Raw genomic sequence first — 26122 nt, forward strand, 5'->3', positions numbered from 1 at the left:
TTCAGATCCTATGGGCGTCCTGCGGGGGCTGGTGCGGAACGTGCGGGTGGTATGACTTTGCCCGCCGCGCCCGAGGCACGGAGGTTCAAAGTGTTGGTGCAGCCAGGTCCTTTCTTCGGCTTGGCCTTGTAGTACTGGTCGAGCTGGAAGGCAACGCACTCCTGCTCTTTTTTCGTCAGGTCGCGCGGGGGGCTCAGCGCGCCTCCTGCCGAGGCGGCCGCAGTGTTGCGTGCGGTTTCGTATTTGAACGGCTTGCCCTTGTCGAAGTGGTCCAATTCGACCGGATCGAACTTCGCATGGCAGCGCTTGTGCGAACCCTGGTGCTGGTTGCCGCGCGACACGCAGATCACCGGGGCTTTCGAGTGACTGTAGCCGGCCTTGCCGCGCATGCAGCGGCCGGGTATCAGATGGTGGCCGGTTTGCGCCGCTCCGCTCGCTGTGTTCGGACAGGCCTTGCTATAGGGCTGCAGGCGCAGGTGTCCCATGCCGGCGCACTTGCCGCCCGGCTTGAAGGCCGCCTTCATCTTCGAGGTGTGCGGCCAGGTTGCCGTGTTGCCAGGAGACGGATTGTGGTTGTGGGTGGTCAGGTCGAGATGGCGAACGACGTTCAATCCTTCGAACTTCACGTCCATCGACCAGGAGATGAAATAGACCTTCCCGGTGTTGGTACTGGTGATAATGCCTTTCTTCGGCGCTCGACCTGCCTCGTCGCCATAGCTCTTCTTGAAATGGCTCTTATTCTTGAGCATCACTTCCTTGCCGGTGATCTTGATGGTCCGACTGCCCTGCGTCGTGTCCTTCGACATGCCGGTATTCGGATAGGGGATCGGTACGCCCATGGGGGTAGGCGGTGCCTGTGGCGGGGTGAAGCAGACGTCGGGAAACGATGCTATCGATTTCCCCGAGGCCGACTTGCAGGAAAGTTCTCGACCATTGGCGTAGACCTCATTGGCCATCTAGTTCGCCCTCACACGCTGGTAGCCGAGCACCATCGCCGCCCGCTCGCCCCCATCATTGCTCGAATGACAGAGTACCTGCGCGCTGTGGCCGTAGCCTTTGCGCGAGGCAGCCAGGGCAATGCACAGCAGCGCGGGCCCGGTCATTGCCCCGCACTCGCCGATGCAGTCCGCGGGGCTCCAGAGCTCGACGCGCTCCTTGCGTACCCGCAGGGTCCGGCTCAGGGCCAGCGCGGCTTCCTTGAAGTAATACTGCTCACCCGTCAGGTCGGCGAGACGATAGTCGACATGCTCGAAACCGAAGCCGCAGTCATCGAACGCCGCTTTCACCGCCTGCGTGAGCCCGTCCGCGCGAAATGGCAGCCCCTCGCTTTCGACAGTAGCTTTTTCCCTTCCGAAACCAAGCCCAAGGCATAGCAGTTGCGGCTCTTCGCTGGCCCGCACGGCCGTCACCAGTATCGCCGCAGCTCCTTCGCCAGGAATGAAGCCGTTGTCGCAATGACTGCTGAGTAGCCGGTCTCGCTCCTGATAGGCCGCGAGCGTCGCCCCGGTGAGATAGGAATCGACACCTGCGATCAGTACCTTCGAACATCCCTGCTCGATGAGTCTACGTGCGTTGATCAATGCCACCGCAGCGCTCACCCGGCCCCGCGGGATCACGCAGGAGCGCTCGTGAAAGCGCTGGCCGAGGCGCTCCTCGATGGCCCGCAGCAAGGACTCGTCCAGGCGCTCCAGGCGTCCTGGCCGGTCGCTCTCGGCCACGCCGAGCAGCAGCGGTATGCCGTGGACGTCCTCGTCGGACAGACCGGACAGGCACTCTGCGATGGCCATGCTGGCCATTCCCACCAGTTGTGCATATCCGGAGGACGGCTCAGGCAGGATCACGGGCGCGCCGACCAACCATTCCCCTGCCTGGTCAATGAAACGGGTCTCCTGGAAGTTGTCGATAGCGCAACGGATCGCCGCGCAGCTCGCGGGGGCGCTAAGGCCAACGGCGCTGACCATGCCGGAGCCGACGATGCAGAGCGCGGTCATCAGGGCGTCTCCTCGGGCGTGCGTTTGGCTTTCACCAGGGCCGACAGCGACGGGTAGTAATCCTTGCCCAGTTCGCGGGCGCGCCACCAGCCCGTGGACATGCTACCCACCAGCACCTGAGCGATTTCGAACAGGTTGCGCTTGAGCGGGCGGCTGGTGCGCCAGGTGATCTCGACGTGCTGCATATCCGTGTCGATCAGCAGGGTGTCGATCACCGCCTGCACGGTTTCATGGCCGCCTTTTTTCAGGAAGAAGGTCACTGGCACCTGCATTTCGGGAATGCGAAAGCCCGCGCGCTCCTGGGGCGTGAGGTTGAGCAACAGCACATCCTCGCCACCGCGCAGGTAGTGGGTCTGCTGATCCTCGGGGGCCGCCTGAAAGTAGCGCTGGTCGAAATCCGCCGGCAGAAAGGGAAAGCAGTCGGCCAGCCAGGCCTCGTCGTAGGTGCCGGCGAAGCGCGCGCGTTGTGGCCAGCCACGGCCGATGGGGCCGAGGGCCATGGGGCGGAAGTCGCCAGAGGGGCTGTCGATCGGTTTGCCCAACTCTTCGGTGCTCGGCATCGGCATGCCGACGATGTCGGCACTGTCGGCGCTGCGCGGGTACCAGCCGCAACCGATCGGATTGTCCAGGTAGCAGTGGCGCAATTGAGGGTCGTTGGCGATCGGATGGCTGCCGCCAAACGCCCGGGCGTAGGAGATGTCCTGCTCGGTAAACGGCTGCGGCAAGCCGGGAGCAACGCCCAACAGCCCCGATTGCCATTGCCGTGGACCGAGGACGGAAAAAGCCTTGCTCATCCGCCCGACGCGAATGCCCGCGGTCAGCTGCGTCACGGGGCGCCCGCCTGGGGCGTAGGCCTTGCCGCGGACCAGGACATCGCAGCATGGCTTGAGCGGGGCGAAGTCCATTTCCTGCAGCGGGGCGCTGAGGCCGGGCTCGCCGAGGAAGGTGTCGGCCATCAGCAGCGGTTGCTGGGTGTCGGCGAGGGTGGCCGCGCGGCCGTCCAGCGGCAGGTTGAACGTGCCTTTGGCCACCACCACCAGGGATTCGCGGCCATCGGGCGCCAGGCCCTGGGTATAGGCCGCAAGCAGTTTGCTGGCGTTGAGCAGTTCCATAGGCCGGCTATCCGTTTAGTTGATCTGCACCGAACCGCCCTTGATGCGGTTGACCCCGCTGGAGCGGCTGGACAGGTAGGCGCCCTGGATGATCACCTTGCCCGCGCGGGTCAGGGTGATGCTGGCCTTGCCGCAACGCAGCACGATCTCGCGTTCGGCGCTCAGTTCCAGGCAATGCTCGTCCAGCCGCACGCTGGCGACTGGCTCGGGCGGGGCGTCCGCGCCGAGCAGGCGGCCGATCACCAAGGGGCAAGCCGGATCGCCGCCTTCGAACATCAGCGCAACCTGGCCGCCGATATCCGCAGGCCCCAGCAGCGCGGTGCAGCGGGCAACGACGCCGCTGGTATCCGGGCAACCCGGGTAAACGACCCTGGGCGCGCTGGCGTGCGGCAGCTCGAGCAGGGTGCCGATGACCACTGCGTCGATGCGGGCCTGTATGGGTAGCGGGTGCTGAATCGTCATATACACACCTCCACTGTGCTGGCTCTGTACGAAAAGTGGCTGCGCGCTGGGCGCCTTCGGCGCTACGCGGGCCATGCTGCGTTAAAAACAGGCCCTAGTTCTGCAGGATCTTCTGGCCTTTGACCACAACGTTCCTGTTGGCCTTGATGTTGATGGCGCCGGAGCCGTCGATGGTGATGTCCTTGCCGCGAATCATGATGGTGCCGTCCTTCTTCATGGTGATGCTGGCCGCGCCCGTGGTCAGGGTGATGGAGTCGCCGGCGGTGAGGGAGAAGTTCTTGCCGACGTCCAGGCTGTCGTTCTGCTGGATGTTGGTGGTGCGGTTCTGGTTAACGTCGCGGGATTCGTTCTGGCCGATCTGGGTACTCTGGTTGCCGTTGATCTCGATACCTTCGTTGCCCTTGACCGTTTCGTTGCGGTTGCCGGTGATGCCGATGGTCTCGTTGCCGCCCACGTCCTCGGTGCGGTTGCTGACGATGGTGATGGTTTCGTTGGCACCGACCTTTTCCCTGCGGTCCGCGCCTATGGTGATGGTCTCGTTGTTGCCAACGTCCTCGGTGCGGTTGGCGCCGATGGTGATTTTCTCGTCGCTGCCGACATCCTCGGTACGGTTCACACCGATGGAGATGGTCTCGTTATTGCCGACCTTTTCCTTGCGGTCCACGCCGATGGTGATGGTTTCGTTGTTGTCGACGGTTTCGGTGCGGTCGTGTTTGACGTGCACGGTCTCGTCGTTGTCGATGGTCTTGCTGCGGTCGTGGCCGACCCAGTGGGTCTCGTCGTTCTCGACCTCGATGTCCTGGTTTTTCTCGGCATGGATGAACAGCTGCTCCGCGCCCTTTTTGTCCTCCATGCGGATTTCATTGAAGTTGGCTGGCGAGCCTTCCTTGCTCGAGCGGCTTTTCACCCCGCTCTGGGTGGCATTGGCCGGCAGCTCGTAGGGCACGGTCTGCTCGGCGTTGTAGACGCGGCCGGTGATGATCGGGCGATCCGGGTCGCCTTCGAGGAAACTGACGATCACTTCCTGGCCGATCCGCGGGATCTGCACCGACCCCCAGTTCTTGCCGGCCCAGGCCTGCGACACGCGCATCCAGCAGGAGCTGTTTTCGTTGGATTGGTCGTGGCGATCCCAATAGAAATGCACCTTGACCCGGCCATACTGGTCGGTCCAGATCTCCTCGCCGGCGGGGCCTACCACCCTGGCGGTCTGCGGCCCGCGGACAATGGGCAGGGGCGTCAGGGGCAGGGGGCGGAAGGCCTGGCCGGCATCCATGCAGTCCAGTTCGCTGATGAACTGCTCGGCCAGGTCCAGCTGCCCGCTTTCATAAAGCTCCTGGCGGATCTGATAGCGGGCGACCACCACCAGGTATTCGCGATTCTGGTCGGCGCGGTCGTAGCCGGTCAGCTTGAACAGATGCCCGCAGCCCAGGCCGCGCGCACGACCGCGCAACTGCACGCGCTCGAACTGGCTGTGAATCGCCTGGATGCGGGTGCGTGCGTAATGCTCGCCATCCTTGCTCTGTACGTATTCGCCCGGGTAGTCGTAGAGCGGATGGTCGCCGTTGCTGTGGCTGCGCGAGACGCTGGAGCGCACTTCGAGGCTGGCGCCGGGGCGCTGGAAGTCGTAGTCGTTCAACGCCAGCGAGCCTGGCTGGACTTCCCGCGCCAGTTGCCAGTCGTAGAAGTGGTCGCGCTCGCGCATCTGCTGATCGGGCGGGAAGAAGGGCACCGAAGCGTAGTCTGCCACCGTCGAGTGGGCGCCGTAGGCGTCGGCCAGCACCAGGACATGCCGCGCTTTCTCATGGCGGAAGTAGTAGTAGATGCCTTCCTGCTCCATCAGCCGGCTGATGAAATCGAAGCTGGTTTCGCGGTATTGCACGCAGTATTCCCACTCGCGGTAACTGCCGCTCAGGTTGTCTTCGAAATCGGAGAAACCGAGGTCGCGGAACACCTGCTTGATGATGTCCGGCACCGTCTTGTTCTGGAAAATCCGGCAGTCCGAGGTGCGCGTGAGCAACCAGAACCAGGGCCGCAGGCTGACCCGATAACCGGCGAACTGGCCGTGGCCGGTCAGTTGCCGGCAGCCGCAGGCAATCCCGTGGAAATAGCGTTTGCCGCCGCCGTGCAGCTCCAGGGTCAGGCCCATCGGCTTGCCCAGCAGCTGGTCGAACTTGATCGCCCGGTCTTCGGACGTGAGGTCCAGTTCGTAATGGAACAATCGCCCCAGCTCCTCGCTGCCTTCCATGCTCTGCAACAGCAGGACCTCGCCGCCGAGGGGGCTGTCGACCTGCACCAGGCGATTGCTTTGCGTGATTGCCATAAACGGCTTCCTCTGGCTCGCGTTGGGGCGTCAGTCATGCGGGTCGAATGCGTAGTGCAGCGCATTGTCCCGCTGGCTGATGCGCACGCCCGCCAGCGGCTTGCCCTCGAGCATGCGGGTGAGAAACTCCCGGCTCATGTCCGGCAACAGGGTATTGGTCAGGATGGCGTCGATCATCCGTCCGCCGCTCTCGATCTCGGTGCAGCGCGAGACGATCAGGTCGACCACGCTGTCGTCGTAGGCGAAGGGCACCTTGTGTCCGCTTTCCACGCGCTGCTTGATCCGCTCCAGTTGCAGGCGGGTGATGGCCTTGAGCATCTCGTCGCTCAGCGGGTAGTAGGGGACGGTCACCAGGCGCCCGAGCAGGGCCGGCGGGAAGACCTGGAGCAACGGCTCGCGCAGCGCCTTGGCGATGGCATCGGGATCGGGCAGCCGTCGCGGGTCGCGGCACAGGCTGGCGATCATCTCGGTGCCGGCATTGGTGGTGAGCAGGATCAGGCAGTTCTTGAAGTCGATCAGGCGGCCTTCGCCGTCCTCCATCACGCCCTTGTCGAACACCTGGAAGAAGATTTCGTGCACGTCCGGATGGGCCTTTTCCACCTCGTCCAGCAACACCACGCTGTAGGGTTTGCGCCGCACCGCCTCGGTCAGTACGCCGCCTTCGCCGTAACCGACATAGCCGGGCGGGGCGCCTTTGAGGGTGGAGACGGTGTGCGCCTCCTGGAACTCGCTCATGTTGATGGTGATGATGTTCTGCTCGCCGCCGTACAGGGCTTCGGCCAGGGCCAGGGCGGTCTCGGTCTTGCCCACGCCCGAGGTGCCGGCGAGGAGGAACACGCCAATCGGTTTGCTTGGGTTGTCCAGCCCGGCGCGCGAGGTCTGGATGCGCTTGGCGATCATCGCCAGGGCATGGTCCTGGCCGATGATGCGTTTTTTCATGTGCTCGTCGAGCCTGAGCACGGTGTCGATTTCGTTGCGCGCCATGCGCCCGACCGGGATGCCGGTCCAGTCGGCGACCACCGCCGCCACCGCCTGGTAATCCACGGTGGGCAGAATCAACGGGCTTTCGCCCTGCAAGGTGGCGAGGCGGCTCTGCAGCTCGCCGAGCTTGTCGCGCAATGCCGTGCGTTCGGCTTCATCCAGGCGCGGCGATGGCGCAGCGGCCTCGTCGCTGGTGTCGTCCAGCGGCTCGGCGGCGGCGCGCAGGGTGGCGCGGGTCGCCAGCAGTTCATCGACCAGGGCTTTCTCTTCGCTCCAGCGACTCTCCAGGGTCGCCAGGCGTTGGCGTTCCTCGTCGAGGGCCGCCTCGACCTCCTGCTGGCGAGTACCGATGGCGATGCCGATGGCCTGCTCGCGGCCAATGATCGCCTGCTCGGTGCTCAGCGCCTCGATGCGTCGGCGGCTGTCGTCCACTTCGGCCGGCACCGCATGCAGGCTGATGGCGACCCGCGCGCAGGCGGTGTCGAGCAGGCTCACCGACTTGTCCGGCAGCTGCCGGGCCGGAATGTAACGGTGCGACAGCTTGACCGAGGCCTCCAGCGCCTCGTCGAGGATCTGCACCTTGTGGTGCTGCTCCATGGTCGAGGCGACGCCGCGCATCATCAGGATCGCCTTGGCCTCGGACGGCTCGTCGACCTGCACCACCTGGAAGCGCCGGGTCAGGGCCGGGTCCTTCTCGATGTGCTTTTTGTATTCGGCCCAGGTGGTTGCCGCCACGGTGCGCAGGGTGCCACGGGCCAAGGCCGGCTTGAGCAGGTTGGCGGCATCGCCGGTACCGGCCGCGCCGCCGGCGCCGACCAGGGTATGGGCCTCGTCGATAAACAGGATGATCGGCTTGGGCGAGGCCTGCACATCCTCGATGACCTGGCGCAGGCGTTGCTCGAACTCGCCCTTCATGCTCGCGCCGGCCTGCAACAGGCCGACGTCCAGGCTGCGCAGTTCGACGTCCTTGAGGCTCGGCGGCACGTCGCCGGCGACGATACGCAGGGCGAAGCCCTCGACCACCGCGGTCTTGCCGACCCCGGCTTCGCCGGTGAGGATGGGGTTGTTCTGCCGGCGGCGCATCAGGATGTCGACCAGTTGGCGAATCTCCTCGTCGCGCCCGACTATGGGGTCGAGCTTACCGCTGCGGGCCTGCTCGGTGAGGTCCACAGTAAAGCGCTTGAGCGCCTCCTGCTTGCCCAGCGCACTGGGCGCCATGGCGCCGCTGGCTTCGCCCGGCGTGGCGCCAGCGTTGAAACCGTCGCTGGCGGCCAGGCCGTTTTCCGGCGAGTCGCCGAGGTATTCGTCGAAACGCTCGATCAGGTGCTCGACCTTGATCTTGTCGAACTCGCGGGAGAGGGCCGCGAGTGCGTGGCGCAGGCTCGGTGTCTTGAGCATGCCGACGATCAGGTGGGCGCTGCGTACCTGGCTCTCGCCGAACAGCAGACTGCCATAGACCCAGCCGCGCTCCACGGCTTCCTCGACCTGCACGGACAGGTCGGTGATCGAGGTCGAGCCGCGCGGCAGGCGGTCCAGGGCGTCGGTGATATCCCTGGACAGGCGCGCCGGGTCGAGATTGAACTGGCGGACCAGGCGGTGCAGGTCGCAGTCCTGCAATTGCAGGAACTGGTGCAGCCAGTGCACCAGTTCCACATAGGGGTTGCCGCGCAGTTTGCAGAACACGGTGGCGGCTTCGATGGCCTTGTAGGCCGGGCTGTTCAACTTGCCGAACAGCGCGACGCGGCTGATCTCACTCATGATCGCGGCTCCTTGAGGGGGTGGTATGGCTGGCGTATTCGCGGACCAGCAGCAGGTCGTCGGCATCCGTCGGCGGGCTGCCGAGCCAGGTGTCGAAGCCCAGGCGGGTCTGGCCGTCGAGATCGATGCGCGGCACTTGCGCGCGCTGTAGCAGCAGATTGACTTCCCAATCCAGCTCCTCGCCCTGGTACTCGGCGACCCAGGCGGCCAGTTCGCCGAAGCTGTCCTGGCCGGGCAGCAGGCGTTGGTATTGCGCAAGGCTCAAAGGCCCCAGGCGGATGCGGAATTTATGCTGGCGATCCCAGACGTGGGTGCCCAGGCTCAGGTCGCTGCCGAGCGAGCACAGCGCCACGCCCAGCTGGCTGCGCTGCGGCAACTCCAGCCACTGGCCGACGTATTCCTCGATGCTCACCGGCACGCCGAAATAGTCTTCCAGGATCGCGCGCAAGCCGTCCGGGTAGCGGGTCTGTGCCGCCAGGTGGCCGGTGAAGTGGTAGCGCGCCGAGTCGGCGATCGGGCCCTGGCCGAGCAGGCTGGTCATGCCCCGTCCGGACAGTGCGGCCAGGCGCATCGACCAGTAGTCGTGGTCGGGGCGGTCGTGGCTGACGGTCGGCCGCGCCTCGGCCCAGGCGCGGTAGAACAGGCACAACAAGCGGTGATTGAACACGTCGAGAAAGCGCGTGAAGCTGGCGTCGCCGCTGTTGCGCTGGCGATCGCGGGCGTATTCGGTCAGGTGCAGCGGCAGCGGGCCGTTGGGCCCGGTCAGGCCGAAAAAGAACTGCTCGATGCGCGGCGCGGCGCCCTCGGGGTCGGCCTCGATACTGGCCAGGGTCGAGGGGGCAAAGCCGCAGTCGGGTCTCTGCCCCAGGCGCAGCGGGTCGTCGTGCAAGCGCAGGGAATGGCCGATGCGCGGCCGGTCGCTGGCCTCGCACTCGATGCGCCGCAGCGCCTGGAAGAAGTCGTAGGCCCAGGGCTCGTCGGCCATCCGATCGATGCTGTGCAGCGGTTTCAGAGGTTCGGTCGACATCCGGGGTGCGCCTGCCATCGCATGATTTCGCCGCGCTCGGTGGTGCGCAGCACGGTTTCGGTGAAGCTGTTGATCGACACGTAACGGGCCAGGAAGCGCTCGAACACCGCGCCCAGCAGGTACACGCCGGTGCCGCGGAAGGCGTTTTCGTCGAACTCCAGGCTGATCTCCAGGCCACGGCCAAACACGATCGGCCCCGGCATCGGCAACCGCCGGGTGCAGGGCGTGCTGCGCACCTGGCGCAGGCCTTCGATTTGCAACTGCAGCGCCGAATCGCCGGGGTCGCCGTACAGGCGCAGCAATTCGCGCAGCGCCGCGGCACCCTGGCCCTGTTCGCTCAGCGACAGGTAGTTCAGTGATAGCTGGCTGATCAGCCGCCAGGCGCTGGCATCGTGCGCGCGGCTGGGTCGCGGCCGGCTTGGCCCGGCCAGGCAGCGCACGGCCAGCACCGGGGCGCTGTCTTCCAGGGTGAAATCGCTTTTGCCGGTCCCCACCGGCATCAGCAGCGGCAGGTCGCGGTTGGTGCACAGGGCGCTGAGGCCGAGCTGGCGCAAGTCGTGGCGATAGGGCGCCTGGTTGACATCCACCAGCGAGACGAAGGTTTCGCTGCCGATATAGGTCGAGCGGGGCCCGCGGCGCCGTTGCTGGCTGGACAGGCGACGCGGCTCGCGGCGGACGATGTAGTAGGCCTGCTCGCGGCCATAACGCAGCGGGTCGCGGATCGCATAGAACGGCTGGAACGGCTGCTCGGGGCCGCTGCCATGGCCGGTGACCTGGGTCAGGGAATGGATCTCGAAATCCAGCGGCCGGGTGCGGTCGGCGATCACCTGGTGCTCATGCACCCGCTCGCTCAGGTGAATGCGATCGGCGCGGCGTGGAAACAGGTTCACCGCCGGGGTGCAGAAGGGCACGAACTGGGCCGCCGATACCGTGCCTTCCAGGGTGCTGTCGAGGCGATCGAACAGCACCACCAACTCCAGTTCCTGGCTGCCGCAGCGCTGCACACCGGCGCTCAGCCCGGTGAAGTCGACGAACAGGAAGCGGTTGGGCAGGGCGAAATATTCCTGCAGCAGGCGATACCCCTGGAAGGCCCGGGGCACCACCGGCAGCACCGCGTCCTGATCGTCGAAGCCGCGGGGTTTGAGGCTCTCCACAGGCAAGCGCTCGGCCCAGTCGCCGTCGACGCTCTTGATAAACACGGCACAGGCATTGCCGAGCAACTGCTCGTACAGACGAAAAGGTTGTTCGTCGGCGCCATTGAGGTAGAGCGGCAGGCTGTCCAGCGCCAGGGCGTTGAACGGCAACCCGGCACCACAGCGCAAGCGCAGGCGCAGCCCGGCCTTGGCCCTGGGTTCGCTGGCGGCCAGGCGGCCGAGGGTCGCCGCCGGGTTGCCGAAGTATTCGGCATGGCCGACCTGCAATGGCCACAGCGTCACCGCATGGGCGCTGCGGTATTCGCAGGCGGTCTGCTCGCCATGGCCCAGCTGGCCACGCAGGGCGGCCTGGCGTTCGACCCTGAAGCCGCTGGTCAGTGAGCCCTCGTTGGGGTCGGCGACCAGCTGGACCACCACCACCGAAGGCGTTGGCGCCAGGTAATGGGGGTAGGCGATTTCCAGCAGATTGTGGGTGAAGGTCGGGTATTCGGCGTCCAGCTTCAGGTGGACCCGCGCGCTCAGGTAGGCGAAGCCCTCCAGCAGACGCTCGACATAGGGATCGGCGCATTCGATGCCGGACAGGGTCAGGCGGCTGGCGATCTTGGGGAACTCCTGGGCGAACTCGGCGGCGCTCTCGCGGATATGCTGCAGCTCCTGGTTGTAATACTCGAGCATGCGCGGGTTCATTGGCGTCTCCTGGCGGGCTCGGCCGGCGTCACCTTGACGTGCCCGGTTTCCAGGTCGAGGGCGGTGCTGAGCAGCAGGCGCAGGGGCACCGGCTCGGCCCACAGATCGCCCTCGATCTCGAAGCTCAGGGCGTTGTGACTCATGTCATTGCCGTCGAGTCGCGCGCGAACCTTCAACGAGCCTTTGAGGATACGCGGCTCAAAGGTGGCGATGGTGTCGCTGAACAAGGCTTCGATGGCCTGTACATCGACACTCGAGGCGGTATGTCCGGCCAGGGGCGGCAGGCCGAAATTCAGCACCGAGTTGCCCGCCGGCATCTGCGCGGCCTGCTCCGGATCGAACAGCACGCAGGTGTTGAACAGCCAGGCCAGATCGCGCAGCACACACGCTTTGAGCTGGGTCAGCGACATGACGCGGCGCTCGGCGGCTTCTTTCGGGTTGTGCGGATCATCGTCGGTCAGGCGATCGAGCAACGAGGGTTGCAGGCGTTCTTGCAGGGTCAGCTCGGCCATTTTCAGTTATCCCTGTCGGCGCAGCCGAGGCTGCGCAGTTGATCCCGCAGGGCCCGCAAGGCGCCGCCCAACTGACCTGCACCCATCGGCTGTTCGGCGTTCATTGCCATCTCCTTGTTCGCAGGCTTCGAGCCGAGCCCTGGCGTGCGGTCAAGCGTCGGGGTCGAACAGGCCGATAAACATTTTCTCATCCCACTGGAAAGGCGGGCAGGCCGTCACCCGGCTCACCGCCGACGAGGCTTCCAGAGTCTGATCGGAGCCGCTGCGTAGCGCTTGGATCTCGGTGCGGCAATCCCGACTGGGCGAGGGCAATTGCTCGCTGCTTTCCACCAAGATCACCTGGCGTGTCCCCACCTGCTTGGTGCGCAGCGTGCCGCTGGGGTCACGGTGGAACTGGCAAGGCCATTTCAGGCTCAGGTCGATGCCGGGTTGCTGCGGGACCAGCACGCGACAGTTGCCATTGCGCTCTTCCAGCAGCAGGTCCCGGGCCAGGAAGCGCGCCTGGGTGGCGCTGTCGGCCGGGTTCTGCGCGCAGGCGGGCAAAATCAGACCCGCCAAGCCCGCGACCATAAGGCGAAACCGGCGCTGACTCATGACAGCTCCCAGAACCACACCTGGGCGGAGTGGTTGGCCGGGTCGTCGTAGGTCTTGGTGAAACCGCGGCTCCACAGGTCGATATGGTCGCCGGCCGCGCGACTCTCGCCACTGCGGGTAAAGCAATCCTTGAAAAAAATGATCCCGTTCTTCTCGTTGAGCTGCAGCTTGGCCTTGGCCGCGTCGGTAAAGATGCTCGGCCGGCCCAGATGCTGGCGCCACAGCCAGTTCGCCAGCGACTCGGCGCCGCGGGCGTGGCCGTGGCTGCAGCGCGGTTCCGAATAGGTGTGGCCATCCACGAGGATGCTTCGCTCGGCGTTGAGCGTAATGCTCATGCGGATCGCGCATTGATTTTCCCAGCCGCCATCGCAAGGCTGGCTTTCAGTCGGGTAGTTGTTCCACAGATTGATGAACGCGGGTCTGGCCATCATCGAACCTCCTGTTGCGCCGTGGCCCCTGGTACAAGCCGAGCACCCTGCGGCAGGGCTGCAGGGTGGCTGGCGTCACACCTTGACGTTTTGGCGGATATTCCAGCCGTACTTGACCGGGCCGCCGTCCTTGGAACCGTCCTGCTTCTGCGGTTGGTAGTCGACCAGCACCTGGCCGAAATTCAGCGCGATGTTTTCGGTCAGGCGATCCGCGCCGCCACTGCCGCCGGTGCCGATCGAGGACACCAGGACCTCCTTGAGGGTGATGGTCAGGTACTCGACCGGATCGTCGCCGCCGGCCTTGCGCACCGTCAGCTTGGCCTCGTCGTAATGCTTGCCGCTGGAGCAGGCCATCATCAGGTTGGGGGAGGATTTATCCACCCACTTGGTCAACGTCAGGTCGTGGATATTGACCTTGCCGGCACCGCCGCCACCGCCCACATGCATGTTGCCGGACTGGGCCATGGCCCAGCTCCAGGAAAGCACGTCGATCTCCTCCTTGTGGTTCTTGTCCTGGGACTCGCCCTTGACGTCGCCGATCTTGATAAACATATCAACAGCCATCATGCCTCCTTGAGTGGTCTACACCACTGTGCTCCAGCGATTGGCCACGCTGTGTTGCAGTGCACCCGCCACCACGGCGAGTGCCACCGGGGATGGATCAAACCGCCTTGGCGGATGGAAGCTTGGATACCAGCCGCAGCGATACCGTGAGCCCTTCGAGCTGGTAATGCGGGCGCAGGTAGAACTTCGAGCTGTAGTAACCGGGATTGCCCTCGACCTCTTCGACCACCACCTCCGCCGCGGCCAAGGGGTGCTGGGCCTTGGTGGTTTCGGTGGAGTGGGCCGGGTCGCCGTCCACGTAATTGAGAATCCAGTTCTGCAGCCAGCGCTGCATGTCGTCCTTTTCCTTGAACGAGCCGATCTTGTCGCGAACGATGCACTTCAGGTAATGGGCGAAGCGGCAGGTGGCGAACAGGTAGGGCAGGCGTGCCGCCAGGTTGGCGTTGGCGGTGGCGTCGGGGTCGTCATACTCGGCCGGCTTCTGCAGCGATTGCGCGCCGATGAAGGCGGCGAGGTCGGTGTTCTTCTTGTGCAGCAGCGGCATGAAACCGTTCTTCGCCAGCTCCGCCTCGCGCCGGTCGGCGATGGCGATTTCGGTCGGGCATTTCATGTCCACGCCACCGTCGTCGGTCGGGAAGGTGTGCGTCGGCAGGTTCGGCACCTCGCCGCCGGACTCCACGCCGCGAATCCGCGAGCACCAGCCATAGAGCTTGAACGAGCGGTTGATGTTCACCGCCATCGCATAGGCCGAGTTGGCCCAGGTGTACTTGGAGCTGTCGGCGCCGTTGGTTTCCTCCTCGAAGGCGAAGGCATCCACCGGGTCGGTCTTGGCGCCGTAGGGCAGGCGGGCGAGGAAACGCGGCATGGTCAGGCCGATGTAGCGCGAATCCTCGGAATCGCGCAGCGAACGCCAGGCAGCGTATTCCGGCGTGGTGAAGATCTTGGTCAGGTCGCGCGGGTTGGACAGCTCCTGCCAGGAGCCCATGCCCATCACCGTCGGCGAGGCCGCGCTGATGAACGGCGCATGCATCGCCGCGCAGACCTTGGCCAGCTCGCCGAGCAGCTCGACGTCCGGCGACGACTGGTCGAAGTAGTAATCGCCCACCAGGCAGCCGAACGGCTCGCCGCCGAACTGGCCGTATTCCTCTTCGTACATTTTCTTGAAGATCGGGCTCTGGTCCCAGGCGGTGCCCTTGAACTTCTTCAGGGTCTTGTGCAGGTCGCCCTTGGCGATGCTCATCACGCGGATCTTCAGCTGCTCGTCGGTTTCCGTGTTGTTGACCAGGTAGTGCAGGCCGCGCCAGGCGCTTTCCAGTTGCTGGAAGTCGGCGTGATGCATGATCAGGTTGACCTGCGCGGTGAGCTTGGCGTCGATTGCGGCGATGATCGATTCGATGGATTTGATCGCGTCGTTGGAGATCAGCTCGGTCTTGCTCAGGGCCTGTTCGGCCAGGGTGCGCACGGCGCTTTCCACCGCCTCGCGGGCGTGCTCGGTCTTGGGTTTGAACTCTTGCAGGAGCAGGGCGGCGAAGTCGCTCGGTTGTTCGATCGCGGCGTCTGCCTGGGCCTGCGGGTCTTTCATCAATTCGGCCATGGTCTGCGTCCTCTGTCAGGCTTGCGGCTCGGGTTCGGTCGGTTTCGGCGCACTGGCCAATGCCTGCAACAGCGCCGGGTCCTTGATCGCCTTCATGATCATGTCCTCGGCGCCGGTCTTGCCGTCCATGTAGGTCAGCAGATTGGCCAGCTGGGTGCGGGCTTCGAGCAGTTGGTTGAGGGCATCGACCTTGCGCGCCACCGCGGCCGGGCTGAAGTCGTCCATGCTCTCGAACGTGATGTCCAGGCTCAGGTTGCCTTCGCCGGTCAGGGCATTGGGCACGTTGAACGCCACCCGCGGTTTCATCGCCTTGAGCCGCGAGTCGAAGTTGTCGACGTCGATCTCCAGGAACTTGCGGTCGGCCACCGCCGGCAGCGGTTCGGCGGGCTTGCCGACAAGGTCGGCCATCACCCCCATGACGAAGGGCAATTGCACCTTCTTCTCCGCACCGTAAAGCTCCACGTCGTACTCGATCTGCACCCGGGGAGCACGGTTACGGGCGATGAATTTCTGGCTGCTGGTGTTAGCCATTTTTCCTCCTGCGCTGCCTAGGCGGCTGTGTTGGATGGGCGTCGGTTAAGCGTTTTCACTCGGACTGTTCACCTTCGGGCCCGCGCAATTTTTCGAACTGGGAAAAACCGTCCGGAATCAGGTTGCTCACGATGGTGGCGAAATCCGCGCTGACCAGGCTCTTGGCGCGGCTCAAGAGCACGGGCACCGGGCTTGAGGGCTCGTGCCTGACGTAGTAACCGAGGATGCGGTCGAGGCTGCGCAGCACATCGTCACGGTTGCCGATCTCGCCCGCGATGCGCGGCGCAGCGGCGCTGGGGGCCGTGGACATGGCTGCATCGGCAGGCTCGCCGGCCTGCGCGACAGCGCTGGAAGCGCCCGCTTGCGGGGCGTGCTCGGCGATGATTTGCACGGCATGCCGAAGCAGTTGCTTGATCGTGCCCAGGTCCGCGCCGTGGTTGGAGCCGACCCGTTCGTTGACCTCGCGCTCTATGGTCAACAGCGTGCCATGGGCCTCGTTCAGGGCGGCGCGGCAGGCCTCGAGCTGTTCGCCCGCGCAGTCCTGAAAGGCCGCGCCGAGCTGGTCCGGGCTGAGGCTTTCACTGGCGAAGCGCTGCAAGCCGGCGGCATTCAGCGCGGCCCGCAGGCCGACGTTGCCAAAGGCCCGCGAGCTGATCAGCGGCATGCCCCAGAGCAGGCGAATGACCGGCTCGGCGTTGAGGCCGGCGAGGGCGTTGATCCGGAAAGTGGGGTCATTGCCATCTTCTGCATCCAGCTTGGGATGCAGGTCGTCCCAATACTGCGCGAGCAACTGCTGGATCAGCTGCAACCCTTGCACCAGGCCGGGCAAGCCTTGCAGGGCAATGGCGCTTTGCAGGAAGTAGTTGGCGATGCGCAGGTCTTTGCTGCGCGTGAACAGCTCGACGCAGAGGTCGCGGACCTGGCGCCATTCCGGCGGTGTGGCGGGTAGCACGGCATCGCCCATCTGCCGTTCGGGTTGGCCTTGCGCCGCGCGTTCAAGCTCGAGAAAGGCGGCGTCGTACTCGAGGTCGCCGCCACAGGGGGAGTCAGGGGAAATGGTTTCCAACAAACGCTGTACATCCATCACGGACGTGATCTCCATATCGGCCCGGCAATCGGCGCCCGGTCAGGGCGAGCGCACGACAAAATCCCTTTCCTGCAGATGCGTGTTCTATCCAGACCCACTTTTTGGTCATTTCTGGATTCAATAATTGAACTGAAGTTTTAGCCCAGTTCAATTGTTGTCAAGAAACTCTCCGACCAATGGGGGGAACCTTGTGATGTTTGAAGATAGGTGGTGGGTGGTGGTTCTTTTAGTTTCTTTTGTTATAGGGCTTATTTGAAAAAAGCGAATATAAGCGCAGGAACTTTGAGGGCACGGAAATCTTTTAGGGGGCTATACTCGCTTTGCACTCGCTGGCATGCCCGAGCTGTTGTTATTGAGCAATACCGTACAAGGAGTTCTAATGCCGCTGCGTTTGACAATCACCAGTTATCACAAGCTGACTCCCGGCCAACGGGCGGAGTTCGAGCTTGATCGCGGTGAGCTGAAAATCGGTCGCAACCCCGAGAACGACTGGGTACTTCCAGACCCGGAGCGCCTGGTGTCCGGCCAGCACTGCGTCATTCAACTGCGTGACGGCACCTACTACCTGACCGACACCAGTACCAATGGCGTACAGCTGATGAATGCCGGCGTGCGCATGCACCGCGGCAACAGCGAACCCTTGCGCGACGGCGAACTGCTGCGCGTCGGCGAGTACGACATCCTGGTGCAGATCAACGGCGCCCCGCAGATCGTCAGCGGCGCACCCGGGACGAGCGATCCCTTTACCGGCTTCGATGCGCTGATCAAGCGCCAGGCGCCGGGCGAGATTCCCGCCGCGGCGGCGCCCCCCAGCAGAGTGCAGATCCACGCGGGCGGTTCGCCCCTGGACACCAAGCCCGACCTGTTCGATTTTCTCGCGTCCCCGGCTGTCCCCCCTCCGGCCCTGGCCGACCACGTGCCGCCCGAACGCCATGATTTCCGCCCGCCCGAGCCACAACGCGCCAGCGCCCCCCCGGCCAGCGAAACCGGCGCGGCACCGGCGATTCCGGCGGATTGGGACCCCTTCACCGAGCTGGGTGCGGGCCCGGCGCCGGTGGCGCCGCCCCCTGCGCAAGCCCAGCCGCAACCATTGCCAGCGGTATCGGAAAATATTGCCAGCAGCGCACCCGAACCGGCCGTGCAACGGGCCGCGGTTGCGCCTGCGGCGCCGGCAATCGGGGGCGATAATGAACAGGTGCTGGAAGCCTTTCTCAGGGGCGCGGGGCTCGAGCAATTGCGTATCGACAGAGGTGAAACCCGCGCGCAAATGGAGGCCATCGGCCGCAGCTACCGGCATATGGTCGAGGGGTTGATCGAGGTGCTGCGCGCCCGTGCCAGCCTCAAGGGTGAGTTCCGCATGGCCCAGACCATGATCCGCCCGGTGGAGAACAACCCCCTCAAATTCGCCCCCAATGTCGATGAGGCGCTGCTGTTATTGCTGCGTTCCGGCAACCAGGCCTTCATGCCGGCCGACCAGGCGATCAAGGAAAGCTTCGACGACCTGAAAGCGCATCAACTGGCCGTCATGGCGGGCGTACAAGCCTCGATCAAACACCTGCTCCAGCGTTTTCAGCCAGCGGTACTGGAAGCGCGTTTAAGTCAACCTTCGGCTATTGGCGCTTTGCTGCCCGGTAGGCGTCAAGCGCAATACTGGGAGTTGTTCACGGAACTCTATGCGAGCATTTCCAGGGAGGCCGAAGATGATTTCGAGGATTTGTTCGGGCGTGAATTCAGTCGAGCCTATGAAGAACAAAATACCAAGTTGCGAAAAGGCTGAGTGCCATCGGTTAGTTGGATAAAGGCTAATGGCTATTAAATAGTGAGTTGATCTTGTTTGGCTATCGGTAGTTTCGATTTGGAATAATAAATGTCAGTGAGGACGACGACATGCCAAAGTTCTTGTTGTTCGCAACAGCAGTACTGCTGGCTGCCTGTGCTTCGAGTCCGCCGCCGCCCCCTACGCCTACTGTCGTTGTCATGCATATCCAGGCTGCTGCCGATCTGAATCTTTCGGCGGGCGGCCAGGCGACGCCGGTGCGGGTGCGTTTGTACGAGTTGAAGAGCGGCGGAGCTTTCAGTCGCGCCGACTATTTCTCCCTGGTGAATGCCACCGGCGCGACCTTGTCCGCGGACCTGGTGGCGCAGGACGAATTGCTCATCCAGCCGGGTCAACGGCTGACCCTGGAGCGCACGCTCGACGAGCAGAGCCGTTTGCTCGGCCTGGTGGTGTCCTACCGTGAACTGGACAGCGCCGTGTGGCGCCAGGTGGTCAGTATCCCGAGCAATGAAACCACGCCATTGACGGTTTCCCTGAAGGCCAGGGCGATCAGCGCGGCAGCCACGAAACCTGCGAATTAGTCCTGTCGAGGAAGCCAGCCCATGTCCTGGAATAACCGTGTGGTGTGGTCCGAAGGAATGTTTCTGCGGCCGCAGCATCTCCAGCAGCATGATCGCTACATGGAAGCCCTGATCGATGGTCGTTGCCGTCCGTTGAGCGCGGGGGGCTGGGGGTTCTCCGAACTGCGCATCGACGAGTCCCTGCTCAGCCAGGGCAAGGTGGCGATTGTCAGCGCGCGCGGGGTGCTACCCGATGGCACGCCTTTCGACATTCCCGGCGACGATCTGCCGCCGCCGCCACTGAACGTGAACGACAACCTGCGCGATGCGCAGGTCTTCCTGGGCTTGCCGCTCAAGCGTGCCGGCAGTCGCGACACCGTGGGGGAGGGCGAGGCACCGGGCGGTGCGCGCTATATCAGCCAGGTGCGGGAAGTGCGCGATGACAACGCCGCCTTCGAGAGCCGCGCGTCGCTGGCGATCGGCGGCAAAGCCCTGCGCCTGCTGACCGAGCGCGACGGCCTCGGCGAATATGCCTGCCTCGGTTTGATCCGGGTCCTGGAAAAACGCGCGGACAATGCCGTGCAGCTGGACGACGACTATATTGCGCCGCTGCTCGATGTGGCCGCCTCCGGCGTGCTGGCGGCCTTTCGCAGCGAGCTGCAAGGGTTGTTGCACCAGCGCGGCGAGGCCCTGGCAGGCAGGGTGGTGGCCTCGGGGGCCGGCGGTGCCTCGGAGATTGCCGACTTTCTGCTGCTGCAACTGGTCAATCGCGCCGAGCCCCTGCTCAGCCACCTGGCCCGGTTGAGCCCCTTGCACCCGCAGGACTTCTATCGCGAGGCGGTCTGCCTGGCGGGGGAGTTCGCCACCTTTTCCGCCGCCGGGCGTCGCCCCAGCGACTACCCGGCCTATGCCCACGACGACCTGGCGAGCAGTTTCGCCCCGGTGATGCACGATCTGCGGCAAGCCTTGTCGATGGTCATCGATACCCGCGCCACGCCGATTCCCATCGTCGAGAAATCCTACGGCGTGCATGTGGCGATGCTGGCCGACAAGAGCTTGCTGGAAATGGCCAGCTTCGTCCTGGTGGTGCGGGCCGAGGTACCGGCCGAAACCCTGCGCACGCATTTCCCCCAGCAGGCCAAGATCGGCTCGGTGGAGCACATCCGCGACCTGGTCAACCTGCAGTTGCCGGGCATCGCCTTGCTGTCCATGCCCGTGGCGCCGCGGCAGATTCCCTATCACGCCGGCTCAAGCTATTTCGAACTGGACCGTGGCAGCGAGCACTGGAAACAGTTGGCCAACTCAGGGGGATTCGCCTTTCACATTGCCGGCCAGTTCCCGGGCCTGAACCTGGCCTTCTGGGCCATCCGAGGATAATTCGTCATGCACCCGATCGATGATCCCTTCGGCAGCTCTGGCGTAGGCGGCACTTCAGGCGGCGCCTCGCCGGGCGGCAACGACCATACCCTGATCATGCCGCGGCCCGGCGGGCGTTCCGTCGATGCCTCTGCCCCAAGGAAGGATGGCGCCAGCGCCGCCGATCCGCACATTGCGATGCCGGGCGCGCCAGTGGCGAGCAGCCTGGCCCAGGGCCTCAACCCGCTGGAGCGGGCGGCCGGCCCGATACTGGCGCTGCTGACCCGCTTGCGCAGCACCCTCGCTCACCCGCAACCGGCCAGCCTGCGCGCCCAGTTGCTGGCCTACCTGCGCCAGTTCGAGGAGCAGGCACGCGCCGCCGGCGTCGCCCAGGATGAGGTGATGCTCAGCCGTTATGTGCTCTGCACCGCGCTGGACGAAGCGGTACTCAGCACGCCCTGGGGCAGTACCAGCGACTGGGGCAAGCAGAGCCTGCTGATCACCCTGCACAACGAAGCCTGGGGCGGCGAAAAAGTCTTCCAGCTGCTCGAGCACTGTCTGCAGAACCCCCAGCAGCGCCTGCACATTCTCGAGCTGCTGTACCTCTGTATCTGCCTGGGCTTCGAGGGCCGCTACCGGGTCATGAATGACGGCCGCAGCCAGCTGGAGGCCTTGCGCGAACGCACCAGCGCGACCATTCGCAGCGTGCGCGGCGAATTCGAGCGCGAGCTGTCGCCGCATTGGCGGGGGCTCAGCGTGGTGCGCGATCGCTTGTCGCAATTCCTGCCGCCCTGGGTTGGCGTGGCCATTTGCCTGGCCGTGCTGTTGCTGCTGCTGTTCGGCTTGCGCCTGAAGCTGGCGGCCGACGCCGAGCCGGTGTTTCGCAATATCCACGCCCTGGGCGAGATCCCGGTGCAAACCATCGACCGTCCAGCGCAGCAGCCCAGGTTGATCGAACGCCCACGCCTGGCGCGCTTCCTCGCCGACGACATCAAGGCCCAGCGCGTTGCCGTGGAGGATGCGCTGGATCGCTCGGTGGTGACCATTCGTGGCGACGAGTTGTTCGCCTCGGGCAGCGCGAGCATTTCCGAACAGTTGCAGCCCTTGCTGCTGCGGGTCGCCGATGCCCTGCGCCAGGTCAAGGGCTCGGTGCAGGTCACCGGGCACAGCGATAACCGACCGATCGCCACCTTGCGCTACCCCTCGAACTGGAAGCTGTCGCAGGATCGGGCGCAGCAAGTGATGGAGATCCTCGCCGCCCGCAGCGGGCAACCCCAGCGCTTCACCGCCGAAGGGCGCAGCGACGCGGAACCTGTTGCTTCCAATGACAGCGCCGCCGGACGCGCCAGGAACAGGCGCGTAGAGATTACCGTGCTAGCGGAGGGCAACCAGTGAAGGCCTTTATCAATTTCCTGGTGCGCTGGGTGGTGCCGCTGCTCGGCCTGCTCGCCCTGAGCCTGGTGATCTGGTTCCTCGGTCCGCTGATCATCGTCGCCACCTATGAACCCTTGGCCCCGGCGGCCGTACGCTGGGCGCTGATCGGCCTGTTGTTCCTGGCCTGGATCGGTGTGCGCGTATTGCGCATCGTCCAGGCCCGGCGCAACGCCGCCAAGGTCATGCAGGGCCTGGCGGCGGTAGCGCCGGATGCGGCCAGCGTCGCCACCGCCGAAGAGCTGGCGGCCCTCAAGCAACGCATGGACGAAGCGCTGCTATTGCTCAAGCGCAGCAAGCTCGGCGGTAACGAGCGGCGCAACCTTTACGAGCTGCCCTGGTACGTGATCATCGGCCCGCCGGGCTCGGGCAAGACCACCGCGCTGGTCAATTCCGGGATGCACTTTCCGCTGGCCGAACAGATGGGGAGCGGGGCGATCCGCGGCGTCGGCGGTACGCGCAACTGCGACTGGTGGTTCACCGACGAAGCGGTGCTGCTGGACACCGCCGGGCGCTACACCACCCAGGACAGCCATGCGGCGGTGGACAAGGCGGCCTGGCTGGGCTTTCTCGACCTGTTGAAGAACCAGCGCAAGCGTCGGCCGATCGATGGCGTCTTCGTCGCCATCAGCCTGTCCGACCTGCTATTGGGCAGCGAGGCCGAGCGCAGCGCCCATGCCCGGGCCATCCGCACGCGGGTGCAGGAGTTGTATAGCCAGCTCGGTGTGCGCTTCCCGATCTACGTGATGCTCACCAAGTTCGACCTGGTGCCGGGGTTCATGGAGTTCTTCGACGCGCTGAGCAAGGAAGAGCGCGCGCAGGTCTGGGGCGTCACCTTTGCCCTGGACGATGGCAAGAGCCCCCAAGGCCCGCTGGCCCGTTTCGACGAGGAATTCACCGCCCTCGAGGCGCGTCTTACCGAGCGTTTGGTGGAACGCCTGCAACAGGAGCGCGACCCCAACCGACGCGATCTGATCTACGGCTTCATCCAGCAGTTCGCGGCGTTGCGGCACAACCTGTCGTCCTTCCTCGAGGGGGTATTCAAGCCCAATCCCTATGAAGAACGTGCGCTGTTGCGCGGGCTTTACTTCACCAGCGGCACCCAGGAAGGCAGCCCCATCGACCGTCTGATCGGCAGCATGGCGCAAAGCATGAACCTGGATCGCCAGCACCTGGCGCGCCAGACCGGCACCGGTCGCAGTTACTTCATCACCCGCTTGTTCCGCGATGTCGCCTTTGGCGAGCGCGGCCTGGTCGGCAGCAACCCCAAGGTCGAGCGCCGGCATCGCTGGATCAATCGTGGCGTACTCGCCGCCAGTGCCGTGGTCTTGCTTGCGGTGACGGCCATCTGGGTCGCCAGCTACCGCGCCAATCAGGCCTATATCGCCGAGGTGGACGCGCGTCTGGCGCCGCTCAAGGGGCAGGTCGAATCGCTCAGCCCGGCGCAGCGCGAGGTATTGGCCGTGCTGCCGCTGCTCAACGCCGTTCGCCATGTCGCCGACAATTCGCTGTCCTGGGCCGAAGGCTACGGCCTGTTCCAGGGCGACATGCTCGGCGCCGAAGCCACCAGCGTGTACCGCAAGCTGCTGATCGCGGTGCTCGCGCCACGACTGCTGACGCGCATCGAGGAACAGTTGCGCAGCGGCGGCAACACCGAGTTTCTCTACGAAGGCCTCAAGGTCTACCTGATGCTGGCCAGCGCCGAGCACTATGACGCCGATGCCATCAAGACCTGGATCAACCTCGACTGGGACCGCAGCCTGCCGCGCGACCTGGCCCCGGAACAGCGGCTGGCCCTGGCCGAGCATCTCAATGCGCTGTTCGCCCACAAGCCACCACCGGCGAGGCTGGATGAGGAACTGCTGGCCGACCTGCGTCGGCAGTTGCAACAGATGTCCGTGGCGCAGCGGGTCTACAGCCGGGTGAAGCGCCAGAAGCTGCCCGAAGGCGTAGCGGATTTTCGCCTCAGCGAAGCGGCCGGGCGCGACGCCGCCCTGGTGTTCACGCGCAAGAGCGGCAAGCCGCTGAGCGATCCGTTATCCGGTTTCTATACCTACCGCGGCTACCGCCAGGCGTTCATGGTCGCCAGTCTCAGCCAGTCCGGCGCCCTGGCCGAGGAGCAATGGGTACTCGGCCGGCCGCTGAACGACAACCAGGATGTCGCCAGCCTGGCCCTGGAGGTGCGGGCCCTGTACTTCCAGGATTTCCTCAACCAATGGGAAACCCTGCTCGGCGATCTCGACTTCGTCTCGGTCAACAGCATCGCCCAGGCCGCCGATGTGCTGCGTGTGCTCTCCGGGCCAAACTCGCCACTGAAGAAACTGCTCGCCGCAGTGGCCAAGGAAACCAACCTGCAACAAGAGGATCGCCTGCTGGCCGAGAAGCTCAAGGCCGCCGACGGCACCGTGGACAAACTCAAGCAGCAGCTCGGCTCGCTGGTCGGCCAATCGGCCCAGGACGATTCGTCGGCAGCCTCGCAGGTCGATCCCATCACCGCGCGCTTCGCCGAGCTCAATAGCCTGCTGGCCACCAGCGGGGAGGGGCCCGCGCCGATCGACGATCTGCTGGCCCAGCTCAACGAGCTCTATGTGCAGGTCAGCGCCATGAGCGGCGCCAGCGGCGAGGCCCTGCTGGGCGAGGCGAAGAACCAGGCGGTGGCCACGGCATCGCGGGTCAAGCTCGGCGCCGAACGTCAGCCACCACTGGTGCAGAAGCTGGTCAACTCGGTGGTCAACGCCACCACCAGCAGCATGATGGGCGGCATCCGCACCCAGCTGAACGCGGCCTGGGTCAGTGAGGTGGTGAATGTCTACCGCCAGTCCCTGGCTGGCCGTTACCCCATGGTCAACTCCAGTTCGCGGGAGGCCACCCTGGAGGACTTCGGCAACTTCTTCGGCGTGGGCGGGGTGATGGACAACTACTTTCGCAAGTACCTGCAACCCTACGTCAACACCTCGACCAGCAGCTGGCGCTGGCAGCCGGGCGCAGCGGAAAAACTCGGCATAGGCCCGGGCGTGCTGCAAACCTTCCAGCGCGCCGCGGCCATTCGCGATGCCTACTTCCGCGCCGGAGGCACCCGGCCGACGGTTCGCTTCGAACTCAAGCCCGTGGCCATGGACGCCTCCATCAGCCAGTTCCTGCTCGACCTGGACGGCCAGCAGCTCAGCTACGACCATGGCCCCAGCCGGCCGATGGCGATGCAATGGCCCAGCCCCAACAGCCTGGGGGTGGTGCGCCTGTCCGTCACGCCGCCCACCAGCGCCGGTCGTTCGGGGCTGACCCTGGAAGGGCCCTGGGCCTGGTTTCGCCTGCTGGAACAGTCCGACCTGACCCAGGGCAACGCCCCGGACCGCTTCACCCTGCGCATGCGCGTCGACAGCTCCAGTATCTCCTGCGAGCTGCGCGCCAGCAGCGCGTTCAACCCATTCAAGGGCCGGCTGTTGTCCGGCTTCAGCCTGCCGGAGCGCTTGTGAGCAGCCCCGGTTTCTACGGCAAGCTGGCCGGCCGCGGGGACTTTATCCACCGCGGCCTGTCGCCGACCTTTATCGAGCGCTGGGATGCCTGGCTCTCCGCCGGCATGGCCACCAGCCAGGCGGCGCTCGGGGCGGCCTGGCTGGATGCCTACCTGGTCAGCCCGCTGTGGCGCTTTGCCGTGGCGCCGGGCCTGCTCGGCAATGAGGCGGTGGTGGGGGTGATGATGCCCAGCGTCGACCGGGTCGGGCGCTACTTCCCGCTGACCATCGCGTTGCAGCTGGAGGCCGAGACCGATCTGGGCGCGCTGGTGGCCGGCCCGGATGACTGGTTCGAGGCCGCCGAGGCCCTGTTGCTCTCGACCCTGGAGCCCGAGGCCGATGTCGAGGCCTTCGAGGCCGCGGTGCCGGCCCTCGGTAGCCCGGTCTGTAGCGTGCAGGTGCTGTGCATGCCGGCGCTGGAGGGGCAGATGCGCTTCGCCGCCACGACTGCGGCGGCGCGCGGGGCGGTGCTGCTGCAGCACGCCTGCGAGGGCGCGAGCCTCTGGTGGGGCAAGGGCTCCGGACGGGTCGCCGCTGGGCTGCTGCGTTGCCAGGGGTTGCCGGCGGCGCAGGATTTCAGCGGTTTTCTGCTGGGCGAGGGCGGCTGCGCGTCGCTTGCGCAAACCGTGCAGTTCGATTTCGGGAGCTGATTTTGGGAATTAGGGACATTTCGGGAGCCAGGGC

Annotated in this window: 21 protein-coding genes; 6 read left to right on the plus strand and 15 right to left on the minus strand. The window is 65.1% G+C overall.

What is annotated here, in order from left to right:
- Nucleotides 1–8: 8 nt before the first annotated feature.
- From NRG23_RS32570 to tssA, 15 genes are all read right to left on the minus strand, one after another.
- Nucleotides 9–956, minus strand: a complete 948-nt coding sequence (locus NRG23_RS32570; RefSeq protein WP_009049577.1) for a DUF4150 domain-containing protein — start codon at nt 954–956, stop codon at nt 9–11.
- On the minus strand, nt 957–1991 hold the full coding sequence (locus tag NRG23_RS32575) for a 3-oxoacyl-ACP synthase (RefSeq protein ID WP_009049576.1): 1035 nt from the start codon (nt 1989–1991) through the stop codon (nt 957–959).
- A complete protein-coding gene (locus NRG23_RS32580) occupies nt 1991–3103 on the minus strand; it encodes a DUF2169 domain-containing protein (RefSeq protein ID WP_257373436.1) in 1113 nt (370 codons plus the stop codon). The genes NRG23_RS32575 and NRG23_RS32580 overlap by 1 nt, the downstream gene beginning before the upstream one ends.
- 15 nt (nt 3104–3118) lie before the next feature.
- Nucleotides 3119–3565 carry a DUF6484 domain-containing protein gene (locus tag NRG23_RS32585; RefSeq protein ID WP_081360675.1) on the minus strand — a complete coding sequence of 149 codons (447 nt, stop codon included), beginning with the start codon at nt 3563–3565 and terminating at the stop codon, nt 3119–3121.
- Nucleotides 3566–3659: 94 nt separating this feature from the next.
- Complete coding sequence (locus tag NRG23_RS32590) at nt 3660–5885, minus strand: type VI secretion system Vgr family protein (protein ID WP_016703062.1); 2226 nt, start codon at nt 5883–5885, stop codon at nt 3660–3662.
- A gap of 30 nt (nt 5886–5915) precedes the next feature.
- Nucleotides 5916–8624, minus strand: coding sequence for a type VI secretion system ATPase TssH (gene tssH / locus NRG23_RS32595; RefSeq protein WP_257373437.1), 2709 nt, complete (start codon nt 8622–8624; stop codon nt 5916–5918).
- On the minus strand, nt 8617–9651 hold the full coding sequence (tssG, locus tag NRG23_RS32600) for a type VI secretion system baseplate subunit TssG (RefSeq protein WP_009049571.1): 1035 nt from the start codon (nt 9649–9651) through the stop codon (nt 8617–8619). Before tssG ends, tssH begins: the two co-directional genes overlap by 8 nt.
- The gene (gene tssF / locus NRG23_RS32605) at nt 9633–11492 is read right to left on the minus strand and encodes a type VI secretion system baseplate subunit TssF (protein WP_009049570.1); all 1860 of its coding nucleotides are present in this window, start codon (nt 11490–11492) and stop codon (nt 9633–9635) included. The genes tssG and tssF overlap by 19 nt, the downstream gene beginning before the upstream one ends.
- Nucleotides 11489–12004: a type VI secretion system baseplate subunit TssE gene (tssE, locus tag NRG23_RS32610; RefSeq protein WP_009044342.1), complete on the minus strand. Its 516-nt coding sequence runs from the start codon at nt 12002–12004 to the stop codon at nt 11489–11491. Before tssE ends, tssF begins: the two co-directional genes overlap by 4 nt.
- A gap of 150 nt (nt 12005–12154) precedes the next feature.
- The gene (locus NRG23_RS32615) at nt 12155–12598 is read right to left on the minus strand and encodes a hypothetical protein (protein ID WP_053269330.1); all 444 of its coding nucleotides are present in this window, start codon (nt 12596–12598) and stop codon (nt 12155–12157) included.
- Nucleotides 12595–13026 carry a type VI secretion system amidase effector protein Tae4 gene (locus tag NRG23_RS32620; protein WP_028682143.1) on the minus strand — a complete coding sequence of 144 codons (432 nt, stop codon included), beginning with the start codon at nt 13024–13026 and terminating at the stop codon, nt 12595–12597. Before NRG23_RS32620 ends, NRG23_RS32615 begins: the two co-directional genes overlap by 4 nt.
- 75 nt (nt 13027–13101) lie before the next feature.
- Nucleotides 13102–13590 carry a type VI secretion system tube protein Hcp gene (locus NRG23_RS32625; RefSeq protein WP_009044340.1) on the minus strand — a complete coding sequence of 163 codons (489 nt, stop codon included), beginning with the start codon at nt 13588–13590 and terminating at the stop codon, nt 13102–13104.
- A gap of 97 nt (nt 13591–13687) precedes the next feature.
- Nucleotides 13688–15184, minus strand: a complete 1497-nt coding sequence (gene tssC, locus NRG23_RS32630) for a type VI secretion system contractile sheath large subunit (protein ID WP_009049567.1) — start codon at nt 15182–15184, stop codon at nt 13688–13690.
- A gap of 15 nt (nt 15185–15199) precedes the next feature.
- Nucleotides 15200–15715, minus strand: coding sequence for a type VI secretion system contractile sheath small subunit (gene tssB / locus NRG23_RS32635; RefSeq protein ID WP_009049566.1), 516 nt, complete (start codon nt 15713–15715; stop codon nt 15200–15202).
- A 55-nt stretch (nt 15716–15770) separates the two neighbouring features.
- Nucleotides 15771–16799: a type VI secretion system protein TssA gene (tssA, locus tag NRG23_RS32640; protein ID WP_257375112.1), complete on the minus strand. Its 1029-nt coding sequence runs from the start codon at nt 16797–16799 to the stop codon at nt 15771–15773.
- A gap of 382 nt (nt 16800–17181) precedes the next feature.
- Between tssA and tagH the strand changes: the two genes are divergently transcribed.
- The 6 genes from tagH to tagF all read left to right on the plus strand — a co-directional run bounded on the left by tagH (nt 17182) and on the right by tagF (nt 26088).
- On the plus strand, nt 17182–18579 hold the full coding sequence (gene tagH / locus NRG23_RS32645) for a type VI secretion system-associated FHA domain protein TagH (protein WP_135007112.1): 1398 nt from the start codon (nt 17182–17184) through the stop codon (nt 18577–18579).
- 110 nt (nt 18580–18689) lie between these two features.
- Nucleotides 18690–19160, plus strand: coding sequence for a type VI secretion system lipoprotein TssJ (tssJ, locus tag NRG23_RS32650; RefSeq protein WP_257373438.1), 471 nt, complete (start codon nt 18690–18692; stop codon nt 19158–19160).
- Nucleotides 19161–19181: 21 nt separating this feature from the next.
- On the plus strand, nt 19182–20516 hold the full coding sequence (gene tssK, locus NRG23_RS32655) for a type VI secretion system baseplate subunit TssK (RefSeq protein ID WP_009049562.1): 1335 nt from the start codon (nt 19182–19184) through the stop codon (nt 20514–20516).
- A gap of 6 nt (nt 20517–20522) precedes the next feature.
- The gene (locus tag NRG23_RS32660) at nt 20523–21890 is read left to right on the plus strand and encodes a DotU family type VI secretion system protein (RefSeq protein ID WP_110176729.1); all 1368 of its coding nucleotides are present in this window, start codon (nt 20523–20525) and stop codon (nt 21888–21890) included.
- Entirely contained in the window at nt 21887–25399 is a 3513-nt protein-coding gene (gene tssM / locus NRG23_RS32665; protein ID WP_257373439.1) for a type VI secretion system membrane subunit TssM, read from the plus strand. Before NRG23_RS32660 ends, tssM begins: the two co-directional genes overlap by 4 nt.
- On the plus strand, nt 25396–26088 hold the full coding sequence (gene tagF, locus NRG23_RS32670) for a type VI secretion system-associated protein TagF (protein ID WP_009049559.1): 693 nt from the start codon (nt 25396–25398) through the stop codon (nt 26086–26088). Before tssM ends, tagF begins: the two co-directional genes overlap by 4 nt.
- Nucleotides 26089–26122 lie beyond the last annotated feature (34 nt).

This window comes from Pseudomonas sp. T8 (assembly GCF_024610635.1).
GTDB lineage: Bacteria > Pseudomonadota > Gammaproteobacteria > Pseudomonadales > Pseudomonadaceae > Aquipseudomonas > Aquipseudomonas chlororaphis_I.

Coding starts and splice junctions, on each gene's coding strand:
- tssB (WP_009049566.1), bottom strand. CDS start 15,715: ATGGCTAACACCAGCAGCCAGAAATTCATCGCCCGTAACCGTGCTCCC.
- tagH (WP_135007112.1), top strand. CDS start 17,182: ATGCCGCTGCGTTTGACAATCACCAGTTATCACAAGCTGACTCCCGGC.
- tssC (WP_009049567.1), bottom strand. CDS start 15,184: ATGGCCGAATTGATGAAAGACCCGCAGGCCCAGGCAGACGCCGCGATC.
- tssE (WP_009044342.1), bottom strand. CDS start 12,004: ATGGCCGAGCTGACCCTGCAAGAACGCCTGCAACCCTCGTTGCTCGAT.
- tssH (WP_257373437.1), bottom strand. CDS start 8,624: ATGAGTGAGATCAGCCGCGTCGCGCTGTTCGGCAAGTTGAACAGCCCG.
- tssJ (WP_257373438.1), top strand. CDS start 18,690: ATGCCAAAGTTCTTGTTGTTCGCAACAGCAGTACTGCTGGCTGCCTGT.
- tssG (WP_009049571.1), bottom strand. CDS start 9,651: ATGTCGACCGAACCTCTGAAACCGCTGCACAGCATCGATCGGATGGCC.
- NRG23_RS32625 (WP_009044340.1), bottom strand. CDS start 13,590: ATGGCTGTTGATATGTTTATCAAGATCGGCGACGTCAAGGGCGAGTCC.
- tssK (WP_009049562.1), top strand. CDS start 19,182: ATGTCCTGGAATAACCGTGTGGTGTGGTCCGAAGGAATGTTTCTGCGG.
- tssF (WP_009049570.1), bottom strand. CDS start 11,492: ATGAACCCGCGCATGCTCGAGTATTACAACCAGGAGCTGCAGCATATC.
- NRG23_RS32620 (WP_028682143.1), bottom strand. CDS start 13,026: ATGGCCAGACCCGCGTTCATCAATCTGTGGAACAACTACCCGACTGAA.
- NRG23_RS32570 (WP_009049577.1), bottom strand. CDS start 956: ATGGCCAATGAGGTCTACGCCAATGGTCGAGAACTTTCCTGCAAGTCG.
- NRG23_RS32615 (WP_053269330.1), bottom strand. CDS start 12,598: ATGAGTCAGCGCCGGTTTCGCCTTATGGTCGCGGGCTTGGCGGGTCTG.
- NRG23_RS32590 (WP_016703062.1), bottom strand. CDS start 5,885: ATGGCAATCACGCAAAGCAATCGCCTGGTGCAGGTCGACAGCCCCCTC.
- NRG23_RS32585 (WP_081360675.1), bottom strand. CDS start 3,565: ATGACGATTCAGCACCCGCTACCCATACAGGCCCGCATCGACGCAGTG.
- NRG23_RS32575 (WP_009049576.1), bottom strand. CDS start 1,991: ATGACCGCGCTCTGCATCGTCGGCTCCGGCATGGTCAGCGCCGTTGGC.
- tssA (WP_257375112.1), bottom strand. CDS start 16,799: ATGGATGTACAGCGTTTGTTGGAAACCATTTCCCCTGACTCCCCCTGT.
- NRG23_RS32580 (WP_257373436.1), bottom strand. CDS start 3,103: ATGGAACTGCTCAACGCCAGCAAACTGCTTGCGGCCTATACCCAGGGC.
- NRG23_RS32660 (WP_110176729.1), top strand. CDS start 20,523: ATGCACCCGATCGATGATCCCTTCGGCAGCTCTGGCGTAGGCGGCACT.